The sequence below is a fragment of the Sphaerisporangium corydalis genome, from assembly GCF_025506355.1.
Lineage (GTDB): Bacteria > Actinomycetota > Actinomycetes > Streptosporangiales > Streptosporangiaceae > Sphaerisporangium > Sphaerisporangium corydalis.
Window position 1 is genome coordinate 21,232 of the sequence record NZ_JANZYP010000022.1, and the last position, 16,659, is coordinate 37,890.

13 protein-coding genes are annotated in these 16,659 nt (G+C 69.6%); 6 read left to right on the forward strand and 7 right to left on the reverse strand.

The features are described 5' to 3' along the window. Positions 1-41 precede the first annotated feature (41 nt). The 3 genes from NYZ98_RS17275 to tkt form a co-directional block, all read right to left on the reverse strand. Positions 42-1,673 carry a glucose-6-phosphate isomerase gene (locus NYZ98_RS17275; protein ID WP_262843817.1) on the reverse strand — a complete coding sequence of 544 codons (1,632 nt, stop codon included), beginning with the start codon at positions 1,671-1,673 and terminating at the stop codon, positions 42-44. 145 nt (positions 1,674-1,818) lie between these two features. Further along, positions 1,819-2,928 carry a transaldolase gene (gene tal / locus NYZ98_RS17280; protein WP_262843818.1) on the reverse strand — a complete coding sequence of 370 codons (1,110 nt, stop codon included), beginning with the start codon at positions 2,926-2,928 and terminating at the stop codon, positions 1,819-1,821. Between the two features lie 12 nt (positions 2,929-2,940). Beyond that, the gene (gene tkt / locus NYZ98_RS17285) at positions 2,941-5,052 is read right to left on the reverse strand and encodes a transketolase (protein WP_262843819.1); all 2,112 of its coding nucleotides are present in this window, start codon (positions 5,050-5,052) and stop codon (positions 2,941-2,943) included. A gap of 416 nt (positions 5,053-5,468) precedes the next feature. Between tkt and NYZ98_RS17290 the strand changes: the two genes are divergently transcribed. The 3 genes from NYZ98_RS17290 (at position 5,469) to NYZ98_RS17300 (ending at position 9,254) form a co-directional block, all read left to right on the forward strand. Next, a complete protein-coding gene (locus NYZ98_RS17290) occupies positions 5,469-6,404 on the forward strand; it encodes a heme o synthase (protein WP_380707811.1) in 936 nt (311 codons plus the stop codon). Positions 6,405-6,630: 226 nt separating this feature from the next. Further along, positions 6,631-7,797, forward strand: coding sequence for an FxsB family cyclophane-forming radical SAM/SPASM peptide maturase (locus NYZ98_RS17295; protein WP_262843820.1), 1,167 nt, complete (start codon positions 6,631-6,633; stop codon positions 7,795-7,797). Further along, positions 7,794-9,254, forward strand: a complete 1,461-nt coding sequence (locus tag NYZ98_RS17300; protein WP_262843821.1) for an HEXXH motif domain-containing protein — start codon at positions 7,794-7,796, stop codon at positions 9,252-9,254. Before NYZ98_RS17295 ends, NYZ98_RS17300 begins: the two co-directional genes overlap by 4 nt. A 552-nt stretch (positions 9,255-9,806) precedes the next feature. Here NYZ98_RS17300 and NYZ98_RS17305 read toward each other — a convergent pair. Continuing rightward, complete coding sequence (locus NYZ98_RS17305; RefSeq protein WP_262843822.1) at positions 9,807-10,211, reverse strand: ATP-binding protein; 405 nt, start codon at positions 10,209-10,211, stop codon at positions 9,807-9,809. A 201-nt stretch (positions 10,212-10,412) separates the two neighbouring features. Between NYZ98_RS17305 and NYZ98_RS17310 the strand changes: the two genes are divergently transcribed. Further along, positions 10,413-11,693: a tetratricopeptide repeat protein gene (locus tag NYZ98_RS17310; protein ID WP_262843823.1), complete on the forward strand. Its 1,281-nt coding sequence runs from the start codon at positions 10,413-10,415 to the stop codon at positions 11,691-11,693. Positions 11,694-11,734: 41 nt separating this feature from the next. After that, positions 11,735-12,208 carry an NUDIX domain-containing protein gene (locus NYZ98_RS17315; RefSeq protein ID WP_262843824.1) on the forward strand — a complete coding sequence of 158 codons (474 nt, stop codon included), beginning with the start codon at positions 11,735-11,737 and terminating at the stop codon, positions 12,206-12,208. A gap of 409 nt (positions 12,209-12,617) precedes the next feature. Here the strand turns inward: NYZ98_RS17315 and NYZ98_RS17320 are convergent, their stop codons facing one another. Next, positions 12,618-13,298, reverse strand: a complete 681-nt coding sequence (locus NYZ98_RS17320) for a response regulator transcription factor (protein ID WP_262843896.1) — start codon at positions 13,296-13,298, stop codon at positions 12,618-12,620. 8 nt (positions 13,299-13,306) lie between these two features. Beyond that, on the reverse strand, positions 13,307-14,560 hold the full coding sequence (locus NYZ98_RS17325; protein WP_262843825.1) for a sensor histidine kinase: 1,254 nt from the start codon (positions 14,558-14,560) through the stop codon (positions 13,307-13,309). 231 nt (positions 14,561-14,791) lie between these two features. On the opposite strand from NYZ98_RS17325, the gene NYZ98_RS17330 reads away from it, so the two are divergent. Continuing rightward, positions 14,792-15,175, forward strand: coding sequence for a DUF6223 family protein (locus NYZ98_RS17330; protein ID WP_262843826.1), 384 nt, complete (start codon positions 14,792-14,794; stop codon positions 15,173-15,175). Between the two features lie 226 nt (positions 15,176-15,401). Here NYZ98_RS17330 and chrA read toward each other — a convergent pair whose 3' ends face one another. Further along, on the reverse strand, positions 15,402-16,613 hold the full coding sequence (gene chrA, locus NYZ98_RS17335; RefSeq protein ID WP_262843827.1) for a chromate efflux transporter: 1,212 nt from the start codon (positions 16,611-16,613) through the stop codon (positions 15,402-15,404). Between the last annotated feature and the right edge of the window lie 46 nt (positions 16,614-16,659).

A 16,659-nucleotide genomic window follows, 5' to 3' on the forward strand; every position in this document is an offset into this window, starting at 1 on the left:
GCCGCTCTCGCCGGCCGAGCGTGGCTGCTCACTGTCGTTCATCAAACCTCCCGGGCGGCGGCGAGCAGGTGCCGCACACCGGCCTCGCGATCGGTCAGGTGCAGGCGTACGGCCGGTCGTCCCCGCTTGCCGAACGCGTCGAGGTCGCCGAGCGCCTGGGCGAGCTGGAGCCGTCCGAGGGTGAACGACTTGCCCGGCACTTCCAGGTCGTTCTCCACCACGCCGGTGATCTGCAGGAACACGCCGTTCTGCGGGCCGCCCTTGTGGTACTGCCCGGTCGAGTGCAGGTAGCGCGGGCCCCAGCCGAAGGTGACCGGCCGGTCGGTGCGGATCGACAGCAGCCCCTGCAGGGTGGCGGCGTCGTGCGCGGCCCACACGTCGGTGATCTCCTCGAAGGAGGCGTCCTCCGGGACCGGCACGTCGAACGCGGCCTCGCGGTCGAGGAAGGCCAGGATCGCCAGGTAGCCCCGCTCGGGGATGTCCTCGAGCAGGAAGGTGAGGACGCCGGAGAGGTCCTTGACGTGCTCGGGCAGGGTGCCGTACACCTCCACCGGGCCGTCGACCAGCGCCGGGGCACCGGTCGGCAGCGGGCCGTCGCCGGCGTCCCGCAGGATGCGGGCGGTGTTCTCCTTGGACTCGGCCACGTTCGGCTGGTCGAAGGGGTTGATGCCGAGCAGCCGCCCGGCGACCGCGGTGGCGTACTCCCACACCAGGAACTGCGCGCCGAGCGGCCCGTCGATCTGGACGCCGGCCTCGGTGTCGATGCCCGCCACCAGCTCGTCGCCGCCGTCGGTCGGGTCGGTGCCGACGACGGGCAGGATGCCCTTGCCCTGCTTGCCGGTCGACTCGGCGACCAGCTGCTCGGTCCAGTCGGGCAGCCCGTTGATCCCCGACAGGCTGTCGTCCAGCAGCAGCTTGTCGCGGCCGGCCACTGCGGCGGCGCCGATCGCCGCGCCCAGCTCCAGGCCGGGGTTGTCCTGGTCGCCGGCGAGGCTCGGGAGGACCTCGGCGGCCTGGTCGAGCAGGGCCGCGATGTCGGCCCCGGCCAGCGCGCTCGGCACCAGGCCGAAGGCGGTGAGCGCGCTGTAGCGGCCTCCGACGTTCGGGTCGGCCAGGATGACGGTGTAGCCGGCCTCGATGGCGCTCTGCTCCAGCGGGGAGCCCGGGTCGGTGACCACCACGATGCGGTCGGCGGGGTCGATGCCGGCGTCGCGGAAGGCCTTCTCGTAGATGCGGCGGTGGCTGTCGGTCTCGACCGTCGAGCCGCTCTTGCTGGACACCACCAGGATCGTGCGGTCGAGGCGGTCGTCCAGCGCCCGGCGCACCTGGCCGGGGTCGGTGGTGTCGAGGACGGTCAGCGGCACGTCGGAGCTGGCGCAGATGACCTCGGGGGCCAGCGAAGAGCCGCCCATGCCGGCGAGCACGACGTGCTCCAGGTTCTCCGCGCGGGCCCGCTCGACCAGCTTGGCGATCTCCGGGAGCAGCTCGCGCGAGGTGGTGGGCAGGCCGAGCCACCCGAGGCGGACGCGCGCCTCCTCCTCGGCCTCGGGTCCCCACAAGGTGGGGTCGCCGCTGGACAGTGCCTGGGGCACGCTCGCCTCGGCGAGCCCCCGCACGGCCTCGGACGCCTCATCGGCTACCGCGTCGTCACCGAACGTTACGGACATATCCATCCTTAGAAGTCTCTCCTCGCGCGAGAGCGGGCCGGCAGGCGCCGGTGCGCCGGGCATCGCGCGCGCCCGGATCGGCGGTCTTGACGAGAGTCCGGCCGGGCCGCCTCGGCGCCCGGCCGGCTCGGATGCGAATCGCGGACCGGCCTCAGCCGGCCTTCCTCAGCTCTGTCTCAAGGGTCCCGAGCAGCTCGTCCCACGAGGCCACGAACTTCTGCACGCCTTCCTCCTCCAGCGCCTTGACCACATCGTCGTAGTCGATACCGGCCTGCTTGAGCTCGGCCATGGTGTTCCACGCCTGCTCGTAGCCGGGCCGGATGGTGTCGCCGTCGATGTTGCCATGATCGGCGACCGCGTCGAGGGTCTTCTCCGGCATGGTGTTGACCGTGCCCGCGGTGACGAGCTGGTCGACGTACATGGTGTCGGGGTAGTCCGGGTTCTTGACCCCGGTGGAGGCCCACAGCGGGCGCTGCGGACGGGCGCCCGCGGCCTCGAGCGCCTGCCAGCGCGGGTCGTTCACGACGTCCTCGTAGGCGGCGTAGGCGAGACGGGCGTTGGCGATGGCCGCCTTGCCCTTGAGCGCGACGGCCTCGGGGGTGCCGATCTTGTCCAGCCGCTTGTCGATCTCGGTGTCGAAGCGGCTGACGAAGAACGACGCCACCGACTCGATCGTGGACAGGTCAAGGCCGTTGGCCTTGGCCCCCTCCAGGCCCGCGAGCCAGGCGTCCATGACGGCGCGGTAACGCTCCAGCGAGAAGATCAGCGTGACGTTGACGCTGATGCCCTCCGCGAGCGCCTGCGTGATCGCGGGCAGCCCGTCGAGGGTCGCCGGGATCTTGATGAACACGTTGGGCCGGTTCACCAGCCACCACAGCGCCCTGGCCTCGGCCACGGTCTTCTCCGCGCTGTCGTCGGCCAGGCGCGGGTCGACCTCGATGGACACCCGGCCGTCGACGCCCTTGGTGGCGTCGTAGACCGGCCGCAGCACGTCGGCGGCCCAGCGGATGTCGAAGGTCGTGATGGCCCTGACCGCCTCGCCCACGTCCACCCCGCGGACCGACAGGTCGCGCAGCTGGGTGTCGTAGGCGTCGCCCTTGCTCAGGGCGGAGGCGAAGATCGTCGGGTTGGACGTGACGCCCGTGACCTGCTTGTCCCGGATCAGGGCTTCCAGGTTGCCGGTGCGCAGGCGCTCACGGCTGATGTCGTCGAGCCAGATCGACACGCCCTGGCCGGTCAGGCGCTTCAGGTTTTCGCTCATGACTAAGGTCCCTCAGTTTCCGGTTGTGTGGCCCTTGTCGGCCCCGGTCTTGGCGAGGCTGCCCTTCGCCGCGGTGGCGACGCGCTCGGCGGTCAGCCCGAACTGCTCGTACAGCGTCTTGTACGGCGCGGAGGCGCCGAAGTGTTCAAGGCTCAGGACCTCACCCTCCTCACCTACGAACTGCCTCCAGCCCAGGGCGATTCCCGCCTCCACCGCGACCCGGGCGCGGACCGCCGGCGGCAGGACGAGCTGCTTGTAGGCGTCGTCCTGCGCGTTGAACCACTCCACGCACGGCATGGACACCACACGGGTCGGGAAGCCCTCGTCCTCCAGCAACTTGCGTGCCCCGACGGCGAGCTCCACCTCGCTGCCGGTGCCGATGAGGATCACGGCGGGCTGCCCGTTGGAGGCCTCTTCGAGGATGTAGGCGCCCTTGGCCACCTTGCCGAAGTCGGCCGAGGCCGCGAACGTCGGGACGTTCTGCCGGGTCAGCGCCAGGGCCGCAGGGCGGTCGGTGTGCTCAAGGATGGCCTTCCACGCGGCCGAGGTCTCGTTGGCGTCGGCGGGGCGCACGACGTCCAGGCCCGGGATCGCGCGCAGCGCCCACAGGTGCTCCACCGGCTGGTGGGTCGGGCCGTCCTCGCCGAGGCCGATCGAGTCGTGCGTCCACACGTAGGTGACCGGCAGGCCCATCAGGGCCGCCAGGCGCACGGCCGGGCGCATGTAGTCGCTGAAGACCAGGAACGTGCCGCCGTACGGGCGGGTGCCGTCGTGCAGGGCGATGCCGTTGAGGATCGAGCCCATGCCGTGCTCGCGGATGCCGAAGTGCAGCGTGCGCCCGTACCTGTCGCCCGGGAAGGCCTTGGTCTGGTGCTCCTCGGGGATGAAGGACGGCTCGCCCTCCATGGTGGTGTTGTTGGACTCGGCCAGGTCGGCCGAACCGCCCCACAGCTCGGGCAGCACCGGGGCCAGCGCGGTCAGCACCTGACCCGAGGCCTTGCGGGTCGCCACGGACTTGCCCGCCTCGAAGGTCGGCAGCGCCTGCTCCCAGCCGGCCGGCAGCTTGCGCTCCCGCATGCGGTCGAACAGCGCGACCCGCTCGGAGCCGGCGGCCTGCCAGGCGTCGAAGCCCTTGGCCCACTCGGCGTGCAGGGCCCGCCCGCGCTGGACGACGCCGCGGGCGTGGTCCAGGAGCTCCTCGGGCACGTCGAAGCTCTTGGCCGGGTCGAGGCCGAGGACCTCCTTGGTGGCGGCCACCTCGTCGGCGCCGAGCGCCGAGCCGTGGATCTTGCCGGTGTTCTGCTTGTTCGGCGCGGGCCAGCCGATGATCGTGCGCAGCTTGATCAGCGTCGGGCGCTCGGTCTCGGCCAGCGCGGCCTGGTAGGCCCGGTAGAGCTCCTCGACGTTCTCGACGTACTCACCGGTCTCGGTCCAGTCGACGGTGATCACGTGCCAGCCGTACGCCTCGTACCGCTTGGCGACGTCCTCCGACAGCGCGATGGCGGTGTCGTCCTCGATCGAGATGTGGTTGGAGTCGTAGATGACGTTGAGGTTGCCCAGCTTCTGGTGGCCCGCGATGGAGCTCACCTCGTGGCTGATGCCCTCTTCGATGTCGCCGTCGGAGGCGATCACCCAGATCTGGTGGTCGAACGGGCTGGCGCCGGGCGCGGAGTCGGGGTCGAACAGGCCCCGCTCGCGCCGCTGGGCCATGGCCATGCCGACCGCGTTGCCGAGGCCCTGGCCGAGCGGCCCGGTGGTCGTCTCGACGCCGAGCGTGTGGCCGTGCTCAGGGTGGGCCGGGGTCAGGCTGCCCCACTGGCGCAGCGACTCCAGGTCCTGCAGGGTCAGGCCGTACCCCGAAAGGTAGAGCTGGATGTAAAGGGTGAGGCTGGAGTGGCCGGCCGACAGCACGAACCGGTCACGCCCGGTCCAGGCCGGGTCGGAGGGATCATGGCGCAGAATCCGCTGGAATAGCAGGTAGGCGGCGGGCGCCAGGCTCATCGCGGTGCCGGGGTGGCCCGAGCCCGCCTTCTCCACCGCGTCCATCGCCAAGGCGCGTATCACGTCGACCGTGCGCCGATCGAGGTCGCCCCACTCAAGTTCTGGCACGAGTTCGCTGCTCAACTGCTCGATCTCCTATTGGTATTGGCGCCGGCTCGGCTCGCTCGCACGTCCGGTCTGGGCGTTCCTCCCCACACCGGACCCTAACGGGTCGATCCCCTCACCGTAGATGCATCGTGCGTCCAACATGTGACCGGGAAAAGTGGCGCCCACGTCGTTTTAACCCTGCCCCCTGCACGCCATCTGGAACGTGAACCATGTTACGGGCCGGGACCTGGGTGACCGGGCACGTGGGGGGCCTTTCACCAGCCATGATGAACACCCGGCCGAAGGCGCCGCCGGAGGTGGCATTCGCCCCCGATGCCGGGCCCGCCGACCCCCCGCACTACAGTGAGTCCTCAAGCGTCGGCTCATGCCCGCATTCACGGATCCGCTCCAATCAGAGGTTACGCGTTGACCCCGCACCCGCTGGAAGCGCCTTGACGGTGCTGACGACCAAGCCAACGACGGTCCCGCTCGCAGGCGAGCGCCGATCACCGCTCGCGACCGTGCGGGCGTACGTCGCGCTGACCAAGCCGCGGATCATCGAGCTGCTCCTGATCACGACCCTCCCGGTCATGTTCCTGGCCGCCCACGGCCTTCCCCCGCTGTGGACGGCCGTCGCCACCCTGGTGTTCGGCACGCTGTCGGCGGGGAGCGCCAACGCGCTCAACTGCTACATCGACCGGGACATCGACGCCACCATGCGCCGCACCCGGCGCCGCCCGCTGGCCATGGCCGAGGTCTCGCCGAGGAACGCGCTGATCTTCGGCATCGTGCTGGGCGCCCTGTCCACGCTCGGGCTCGGGCTGGCCGTCAACTGGATCGCCGCCGGGCTCTCGACCGCCGCGATCCTGTTCTACGTCTTCGTCTACTCCCTGCTGCTCAAGCGCCGCACCTCGCAGAACGTCGTCTGGGGCGGCATCGCGGGCTGCATGCCGGTCCTGATCGGCTGGTCGGGGATCACCGGGCGGCTCGACTGGGCCCCCCTGGTCCTGTTCGGCGTGGTGTTCTTCTGGACGCCCCCGCACACCTGGACCCTCGCCATGCGCTACCGCGAGGACTACGCGGCCGCCAAGGTGCCCATGCTGCCGGTGGTGGCGGGCGAGCGCCGGGTCGTGCGGGAGAGCATCGCCTACACCTGGGCGACGGTGATCTGCTCGCTGCTGCTGTGGCCGGTCGCCGGCACGACGGCGCTCTATCCCGCCGTGGCCGCCGCCCTCGGCGTGATGTGCCTGTGGGAGGTCTACCGCCTGCTCGGGCGCCTCAACTCCGGCAAGACCGGCGTCGACCTGCGCCCGATGCGCTTCTTCCACTGGTCGAACGCCTACCTGGCGCTGCTGTTCCTCACCGTCGCGGTCGACTCCCTGCTCTGACCCGGCCCCCTCTGTCTTGCGGGCGGGCCTGTTCCTTCGGGCGCCGGGCCCGTTCCTCCGGGCGGGGCCGGTCGAATGCGGTTCGGTGCCGCATTCCAGGGGGAAAGCCGGGAATTCAACCGGGTATGCCGCCTTATTCACATATTTGTGACTAACGGGTAATGTTCACCCGTATGTCACGCTGTGGCGGGGACCGGCTGGGGGCTGAGCGGGTTTGACCACGAGTATGCGATCACCGGATGGCTGGCGACCTCGCCCTTTTCGGCAGTTCATACTCAAAGTCCACAGCAGATGCGACCTAAGCTGTGATTACTGTTATATCTACACGATGGCCGACCAGAGCTGGGCGGAACGGCCACGCACGATGCCGCGGAGCACACTCCGGCACGTCGCATTCCGGATAGCCGAACACGTCCACGCCCACGGGCTCGCGTCGATCCATCTCGTCCTGCACGGCGGGGAGCCCCTCCTGGCCGGCGTCGAGGGCATCGAGGACGCCGTCACCACGATCAGGGACGCCGTCGGGCCGAGGGTGCGGGTCGCCGTCAGCGTCCAGACCAACGCGGTGCGCCTCGACGAGACCTTCCTGCGCGCCTTCGACCGGCTGGGCGCGCGCGTGGGCGTCAGCCTCGACGGCGACGTCACCGCGCACGACCGGCACCGCCGCCACGCCGACGGGCGGGGCAGCCACGCGGCCGTCGCCGCCGCGCTCGGCCCGCTGGCGGGGGAGTACCGCCACCTGTTCGGCGGCATCCTGTGCACGGTCGACGTCCGCAACGACCCGCTGCGCACCTACGAGGCGCTGCTGGACTTCGCCCCGCCCGCCGTCGACTTCCTGCTCCCGCACGGCAACTGGGCCGCGCCCCCGCCCGGCCGGTCACCGGGCTCGGCGGCCACCCCGTACGCCGACTGGCTGATCCCGATCTTCGACCGCTGGTACGCCCCGGGCGCCCGGCCGACCGAGGTCCGGCTGTTCGCCGACATCATGCACCTGCTCCTGGGCGGCGCCTCGGCCGGCGAGGCGGTCGGCCTCGCGCCCGCCCGGATGGTGGTCATCGAGACCGACGGCGCCATCGAGCAGTCCGACACGCTCAAGTCGGCCTACCCGGGCGGCCCGGCGACCGGCTTCCACGTCGCGCGGGACCCGTTCGACGCGGTGCTCGGCCACCCCGCCGTCCGGGCGCGGCAGATCGGCGCCCAGGCGCTCGGGGCGGAATGCCTGGCCTGCCCGGTGATGCGGGTCTGCGGCGGCGGGCTCTACGCCCACCGCTACCGGCCCGGGGCCGGCTTCGCCAACCCGTCGGTCTACTGCGCCGACCTGTTCCGCCTCATCACCCACATCCGCCACAGGGTCGAGTCCGACGTGACCGCCCGGATGGAAAGCCGGAGATGAACCTCAGCCACCACGCCGTCCCCGAGGATCTCTTTCTGGCCATGGCGTCGGGCGGCGGCGGGGCCGTGGCCGCGCGCTGGCTGTCACGGGCCCAGCACAGCAAGCACGTCCTGCTCGTGCGCGGGGTCGTCGACGCGGCGCTGCTGGCCGGGCACGAGGACGCGGCGGGCGCCCGGCGGGCCTACGACCTGCTGGCCGCCGTCCAGCGGCACGACCCCGCCGCCGTGTCCACCGTCCTCCGCCACCCCTCGGTAGGCGCCTGGGCCCTGACGACCCTCCGCACCCTCCACCGAACCCCCCACCCCGAACCGACGTCCCCCGGGGCGTCCGTACGGCGAGATGCCGCAGCCGGTGCCACCGTGCCTGGTGCCGTCGTGCCTGGGGTCTCCGGGTCTGGAGCCGCCGCAGACGGTGTCACCATGCCTGAGGTCTTCGGGCCTCGGCATCTGGCGGTGGTCGCTGCCGCGGCGGCGCTTCGGTCCGGGGCCGATTTCGCCGCCGAGGTGCCCGTGGTGGACGGCGGGGTCATGCTGCCCTCGCTCGGCCGCGCCGACCTGGCCGCCGCCACCGGGACCGCCGAGGTCCGATCCGAGGGCGGCAGGGCCGAGATCACCGCCGGGGGCAGTGCCGTACGCGTGCCCGCCGACCGGGAGCGGGACGCCCCCGGCTGGCAGGGCCTGCGGCGGCTGTCGGCCACCGCCGGCGGCCGGACGGTCAGCGTGCTCGTCGACGACCTCGACCCGCACCGGATGCCCGGCGCCCGGCTGGCCCGGGGACGCCTGCGGGACCGGGAGGCCGGCGCGTGGCAGGACACGCTGGGGGAGGCGTGGCGGCTGCTGGTCACCCACCACTGGACCACGGCGGCCGAGGTCGCGGTCATCACGCGGGTGGTGACGCCGCTGGAGCGGGCCCCAGGCGACCAGATCAGCGGAAGCTCACGCGAGACGTTCGGCTGCGTGGCGATGTCGGCCCCGGTGGACGCCAGGACCCTGGCGCTGACACTGGCCCACGAGATCCAGCACGCCAAGCTGGCGGCCCTGCTCGACGTGGTCCCCCTGATCCACCACGACGACGGCCGCCGCCACTACGCCCCCTGGCGTGACGACCCGCGCCCCGTCGGCGGCCTCCTCCAGGGCGCGTACGCCTACCTCGGCGTGACGGGGTTCTGGCGCAGGCAGCGCCGGCTGGAGGCGGGGGACGCCGTGATCGGGGCGAACGCCGAGTTCTCCCGCTGGCGGGAGGCCGCCGAGAACGTCGCCCACCTCCTTCTGGACGGCGGCTGCCTCACCAGGCGCGGTGAGCGTTTCGTCGCCCGGATGGCGGCGGTCCTCGGCGCCTGGGGCACGGAAAGCGTCCCGCCCGCCGCCGCGGCCCGCGCCCGGCACGACGCCCTGGACCACCTCACCCGCTGGCACGCCACCAACAACCGCGACCTCACCCCCACCCTCGACCAGTAACCCCGGCAAGCCCCTCCACCGCACAGGACGCCGATTTCACCACCCCCACCCCACCGCTTCGGCGCCCGATCTAGTGCGCCAACGTGGCGGAAGGATGGACCAGTCGGCGCCGGAGATGGTCCTCGCCTTCGGCTCGGGCGTTTTTTTGGGCCTGGCGGCTTGGCTTGGCTTTGAGGGTGTGTTCGGCGGGTCGATTTCCGCACAGGGCGCCGGTTTCGCCGTACCGCACCCCGCCGTTTCGGCGCCTTGTCGAGAGCGTCTAGGTGGCAGGCGGAAGGGAGGGGTCGGTCGGTGGTGGAGATGGTCCTCGCCTTGGGCTCGGGCGTTTTATTCGGGCCTGGCGGCATGGCTTGGCTTGCCGCGTGTGTTCGCCGAGTTGACCGCCGTATAGGGAGTCGCCGAAGGAGGGCGCGGTCGGGGAGCGGACGGGCCGGTAGGCCCATGGAAATTTGGAAACGCTGCCCGAGCTGAAGGCGAGGACCTTTCATCGTCACCGACACCCTGGGCCTGCTGCTGGTCGTCTGTGTGATGGCCGCCTCGAGACCGCGCGGTTCACGATGTAACCCCATACCGCTGAAGATCGAACCGGCAGCCGATGGTCTTGCCGGTCGGCGTCGAGCGCACCCACAAGGAGTCCGCGAGCGCGGAAACCAAATGGAGGCCACGACCTGATTCCTGGTGGGGCGCGGGAGTTGTCAGTTGCGGCACCGGGAGCCGGGCGTCCATGTCCCGAATCATGATCGTCACCTCGCCGGAGCGCCGGCGATCGATCAGGACATCGACGGTCTTGCTCCCGTCTGCCTGAGGCGCCGAGTGGAGTATGACGTTCGTGACGAGTTCAGTCGCATAGAGCCGTGCGTCGTCCGCCATCTCCTGCAAATCCCAATCTGCCAGGGCGGCGCCGATGAAACCGCGTACTTGTCCGACGACGCGTGGAGTCGCCTCGAATTGCTTCATACGGCAGGTTTGGTCATCAGCGTCGACTGGTTCGACTGAGTCGCCGGTCTGACCCTCGCCGGGCAATGTCTTCGGGTGCATGCCAGAACGGTCGCGTACTCATGTGGAGTGCGAAAAGGCCAGGCCGAGTACTCACTATGAGTAAACTCGCTAGTAGCGAGTGACTTGTTCCTGTCGATCCTCGGTCCTGAAAGTCCCGTTATGGTCGAGCACAGCTCTTCGCGATTGCCCCGCGATCTTCTGGATGATCCTGCGATGATCTCTGCCTGTGCTGATCGAGATATCGGCGAAGTGTTCGCTCTGGTCCGCAGGCGGGCAGGTCTCGGACATTCTGCCATCGGCCGACGAGTGCAACTTACCCCATCTCGGGTGAAAGAATATATTGACGGCAAAACGCGGGCCAGCAGTACCCAAGTACTCGGACGCGTTTCAGATGGACTGCACATACCAGGAGCAATGCTCGGGCTTGCAGCTCGACGCTGGGAAGATGCGCCGTCTTCCGTGAGTCTGCCGGTGCCGCTGCCCGCGCTGCCCAACGTCTCCAAGGACGCAGAGCCGAACAACTACCTGGCCGCGATGGAGTCGTTCCGATCGGCCGATCGACAACTTGGCGGAGGCCACCTCTACGCCGCGGTGGTCCGGTACCTCAGCGATGAGGTGGCTCCATGCCTGTTCGGCATCGACACACGGCCAACTCGGATCAACGTCTATGCGATGGCGGCCGCGCTCACGGAGATGGCCGGTTGGATGGCGCACGACTCCGGTCGTGACGATCGGGCCGCGGCGCACTTCGAGCGAGCATTGCCTCTGGCTCACGCGGCGAACGATCCGATAATCGAGGCGCATGTGCTCGCCAGCATGGCGCATCTCGCGAGCCAACAGGGAGTTCCCGGTGAGGCAGTGCGGCTCGCGCGCGCTGGCATGGAGATCGGCCGTCGGGGGGATTGGTGCCCGGCCCTGTACGGGCGTCTCTACATCATGGAAGCCCGAGGTCTTGCGTCACAGGGGGATGCCCGGTCCCGCAAATCTCTTGACCGCGCCGAGCAGTGTGTCGAGAGCATAGACGTACATCCGTGGATCAGCACGTTCGATCGTGCCTCGTACGCCGGCGAGGCGGCCCTTTGCTGTTATGAGCTTCACGATTTGGCGTCGGCTCGTCGACACGCTGAGGAAGCCATCGAACTCTGTAGAGGAGGCAGGGTTCGTGGCATGGCTTTCGGGCAGCTCACCCTGGCCAAGATTCATGTGAGTGGCGGTGACTTGGAGCATGCGGCGGCCGTAGGGTTCGAACTGCTCGCTGGTAGTCAGAACCTAGGTTCCGTACGTGTACTCCGCCAACTTGGTGAGCTGCGTGATGTACTTGACAAATACCGTGATAAGCGGCCGATCAAGGACTTCTTAGATCAAATGACCGACGCTGTCCGTATCCGTAAGATGCTCTTGGGCAGTGTCCTCAGGATGAAGGGCGGCTTGCCTGAATGAAGCGGCACCCTCGGCAAGGTACTCCCGAGTGGAATGCGTGGATGGCCGAAGGCAATGCCCGGCAGGCCCGTAAACGAGTTGCTGCGGATGTCCTCATCAGGGACGAGGCTGGTCGCGTTCTGCTGGTCGATCCGACCTACAAGGATGGTTGGGACCTACCGGGAGGCATGGCCGAAGCCAATGAGCCGCCCCACTTGGCGGCGGTTCGTGAACTGGACGAAGAACTCGGGATCAAGATCACCATCGGTGGCATGCTCTGTGCCGACTGGGTGGCTCCACACGGGCCATGGGACGACCAGATCGCCTTCATTTTCGATGGTGGCGTGATGTCCTCCTCCGGCTGCCGAGAGCTGACACCGGCCGACCCGGAAGTAGCGGAGGTTCGCTTCTTCCCTGTTGAGGTGGCGCTGGATCTCGTACGAGATCACATGCGGCCACGGCTACAAGCGGCCCTACGGGTGATGGACACCGGGCACGCTCTTTACCTCCATGAAGGGCACCCTCTGCACCTGTAGTGGATTCTTCGACTGTGACCATGGTCAGTAAGTGGTTGAGATGGGTCAGATGTGGCGGGCGGAGGGGAGGGGCCCGTTCGGCGCCGGAGATGGTCCTCGCCTTCGGCTCGGGCGTTTTTTGGGCCTGGCGGCTTGGCTTGGCTTTGAGGGTGTGTTCGCCGGGTCGACCGTTATACAGGGCGTTGCCGAGAGACAACGTGGTCGGGGAGCGGGAGGGCCGGTAGGCCCTTGAAATTTGGAAACACTGCCCGAGCCGAAGGCGAGGACCTTGTCTGCCCGACGGGACCTCACGCACCAGCGGGCCTTTGTTCCTGTCCATGCGCAGGCCGACTGCTCCATGCGACCGTGTCGGCGGGTTCGGTCTCGCCCGGACGCGTGCCAGCGGCCGGCTCGTCCTTGAGAACGTACGTCAGCGGTCGACCAGGCCCGTTTGATAGGCGATGACGACCAGTTGAGCCCGGTCGCGCGCGCCCAGTTTCGCCATCGCTCGGCTGACATGGGTCCGCGCCGTGGCCGGGCTGAGAAACAGTTCCCCGCCGATTTCGTCGTTGTTCAGGCCCCGGCCCACCAGGGCCAGCACTTGGCGTTCGCGTTCGGTCAGCACCGCGAGCCGATCCTCGCCGACCTGGGCGGCTCGACGTTGCGCGGTGAACTGGCCGATGAGGCGCCGGGTGATCCGTGGCGCGAGCAGCGCCTGGCCGGCGGCGATCACCCGGATGGCGTGCAGGAGCTCGGCCGGTCCGGCGTCTTTGAGCAGGAAGCCGCTGGCCCCGGCCTGCAGGGCGTCGAAGACATGCTCGTCGGTGTCGTAGGTGGTGAGGATGAGGACGCGGACCTGCTCCAGCCCGCGCGTCTGGGCGATCTGGGCGGTGGCCTGAATGCCGTCCAATTTCGGCATGCGGATGTCCATGACGACGACGTCGGGGCGGAGGGCGCGAGCCTGCTCGACGGCTTCGGCGCCGTTGGTGGCTTCGCCCACCACCGTGATGCCGTCTTCAAGGTCGAGCAGCAGCTTGAACCCGGACCGCACTAGGCTTTCGTCGTCGGCGAGCACAACGGTGATCGGAGCAGGAGCCGACGGGGAGGCCATCGCCGCTTTCATGCGCGTGACCCGTTCGGGACGAGAGGCAGCCGGACGTTGACCTCGAACCCGCCGCCCGGAAGCGGCCCGGCGTCGAGTTCTCCGCCCAGCAAGTGACAGCGCTCGCGCATGCCGAGGATGCCCCGGCCGGGCTTGGCCGTACTACCGGCGCCGGCCGGAGAGCGAGCCGGCGGGTTCGCGTGATCATCCCCCGAGACGGTCTGGGGTCCCTCATTGGTCACACGGACTTCCAAGTCCTCGGCCCCGGCCTTCACCACCACCGTCACCCGGGTCGGGCCGACGTGGCGGATCACGTTGGTGATCGACTCCTGCAGGATGCGGTAGGCGGCGCCGCTCACCGCGCTCGGCACCGGCGCAGGCTCTGTGGGCGAAATCTCCTCAAGCGCGAGGTCGAGTCCGGCCTCGCGCGCCTTGGCGGTCAGTTCGCCGATCTGCCCCAGCCCGGGGTACGGCACGCGCCCGTCGTTGTCGTCCCCGTCGTCGTCGCGAAGGACCCCGAGGATCGCGCGCATCTCCCGCAGTGCCCGCGCACTGGTCTGTTCGATGACGCGCAGCGCCTCGCGCGCCATGCCCGGCCGCCTGTCGAGCACGTGCGCGGTGACTCCGGACTGGACGTTGATGATCGCTATGGCGTGCGCGACCGTGTCGTGGACCTCGCGGGCGATCCGGAGCCGCTCGGCGGCGGCGCGCGCTCGTGCTTCCTCCTCACGAGTGCGTTCGGCCAGCTCGGCTCGCTGCTGAGCTTCGGCTGCGATGACCCGCCGGGTCCGGACGGACTCACCGAGTGCCGCGCTCATGACTGACGCGCCGATGCGGAAGAACACCCAGCCGATGGCGGCACGTGGCTCGATGTCGGCCGCGGCGGCCAGCCAGCCGACCGTGAGCACCGCGATGCCCACGCCAGTGATGAGCAGCGACCGGCGCCCGTCACCGTAGGAGGCCAGGGTGTAGAGGGCGACGAAGAGGGCGAGCCAGCCGGGCCCGTCAGGGAAGTCGAGGCTGTAGTAGACCAGGCTGGCCATCGCCGTGATGAGCAGCACCGGCACCGGCCACCGGCGGCGGACGACAATGGCTAGGCCGCTGACGATCAGCAGGGCGTATCCCAGGTATCCGAGGTCGGTCAGCGGCCGCTGCACCACCTCGCCGGTGTTGCGGACCACCGTGCCCTGAAGCTGCATGACAGTGATGAACAAGGCGAGCAACGCGTCCTGCGCGGGTGCGGGCAAGCGCAACGGTACGGCGCGTTCCATGCGGCGATCCTACGGTCGCCGCCCTTGAAAGCAGTCCGCCCAGACGCGCGAGCGCCTACGACGACGGGCGTAGATGGACTGTCCTCGGCTACGCCGGACCGTGTAGAGGCTGCCGCCCGCCGTCGGAGGCGCGTTCGCGTGGACCCACGTGAGGATCGAGGCGTCAACCCTCCGTGGCAGCGGGCCGATCCGGCGCGCTGCCCAGGAGGTCATCCGCGGAAAGGATCCTCGATGTCCGTCCGTCTCCTGCTTGCCGCCGCCGCACCGGCGGCCGCCACTGTTCTAGCCCAGCCCGTGGGCGCATACGACCTGACCCCCGGCCGTCTTTGGTCCCTGGTCGCCGCAGCGGCCGGACTGGCCGGCGTGGTCCTCGGCGGGCTCGCTCTGGCCCGCCCAACCGGCCGGTTCGGTAGCGGCTCCTGGAGAGTGCGGGCTGTTATGGCACTAGCGGCGGGGCTGACCAGCATGGTCATCGGCGGCCTGGTCGTGGCCGCCGCCAAGGGCGGCCCCGGCACCGGCTACGGCATCGTCGGAGGCTACGTGGACCTGGTGATCGGGCTGATCGCCATGGTCCTGGGCGGGCTGGCAGTGGCCCGGGCCCGCCGCACCACCTGACCCCGGCCCGGCGCCGAAACCATCGACGAAACCCGTACTCGCCGGACAGGTGCTGGCGCACTGCCTCGGCGGCTCGGTCGGCGTCGGCGGCTTGGCCACGCTGGGGCACGTTGAGAAAGCCAGAGGTGGGTGGCCACGGTAGACCCACCCGCCCGGCGGTTGGCCATCAGCGGCGCCCGACCGGCAGTACGGGCAGCGAGCGCGACGTCGGTCATCGCAGAGCCTTTCAGGTCAGCAGGGAGTGGGCCAGGCCGATGGCGGCGCCGGTGGCGATGTACCAGGCGTTGTTGAGCTTGGTCTTCCACAGCAGCGCCAGAGTGGCCAGGGCGATCACGGCGGTGAGCGGGTCGACGATCGCGCTGCGGCCCAGCTGGAGGGAGACACCGGCCATGAGGGCCAGCGCGGCGACGTTGAGGCCGTCGAGCAGAGCGGAGGTCCAGGCACTGGAGCGAAGTTTGTCGGTGAGCTTGGTGAGCAGGCCCACGAAAACGAAGGACGGCAGGAAGATGGCGACCGTGGCCAGGAACGCCCCGACGGGGCCGGCGATGAGGTAGCCGATGAACGTGGCGGTGGTGAAGACCGGGCCCGGAGTGACCTGGCCGATGGAGACGGCGTCGATGAGCTGCTGGCCGGTGATCCAGCCGAGCCGCTCGACGAAGTCACCGCGCAGGAAGGCCAGCAGCACGTAGCCGCTGCCGTATAGCACCGACCCGATCTTCAGCATGGTGAGGAACAGCTGCGCCAGCTGACCTCCGGTGGGATCAGGGAAGACCGGCAGGCCCGGCGAGCCGAGGCCGAGCAACGGCAGCGCAAGCATCCCGTGCATGCTCTGCCGATGGCGGCGGTACGCGTGGGCCGCTGCCGTCACCAGCGCGCCGACGGCCATCACCAGCAACTCGTTGACGCCGAGCAGGTAGGCGGCCAGGGCGGCGGCGGCCAGCAGCGCGCACCACCCGTTCTTGATCACCACGCGGAGCAGGCCGAGCAGGGCGTGGGCGATGATCGCGATCACCGCCGGGACGATGCCGTACAGGATGCCCGCGACGGCCGGTGTGGTCCCGTAGGTGACATAGGCCCAGGCCAAAGCTGTGACGATCAGCGCGGCCGGGAGGATGAAGCAGACTCCGGCGGCCAGCAGGCCACGCCACCGGGCGCGGTCGAAGCCCAGATTAATGGCCAGCTCGGTGGAGTTGGGGCCGGGGATCAGGTTGGTGGTGCCCATCAGGTCGACGAACCGCTCATCGCTGACCCAGCCGCGGCGGCGCACCAGCTCATCACGCATCATCGCGGTGTGCGCGGCCGGCCCGCCGAAGGCGATAGTGCCCAGCTTGAGAAACAGCAGCGCTACCTCCCGCACCGCAGGCCAGGACGTCTTGCCGCCTTCGGGACCACCGGCCGGATCGTCGGCCGAATCGTCTGCGGCCTGTTCGTCTGCCACGGTCACTCTTCCCTCTGGTCGTGCGGATCGCCAGGTCGAGGACCCG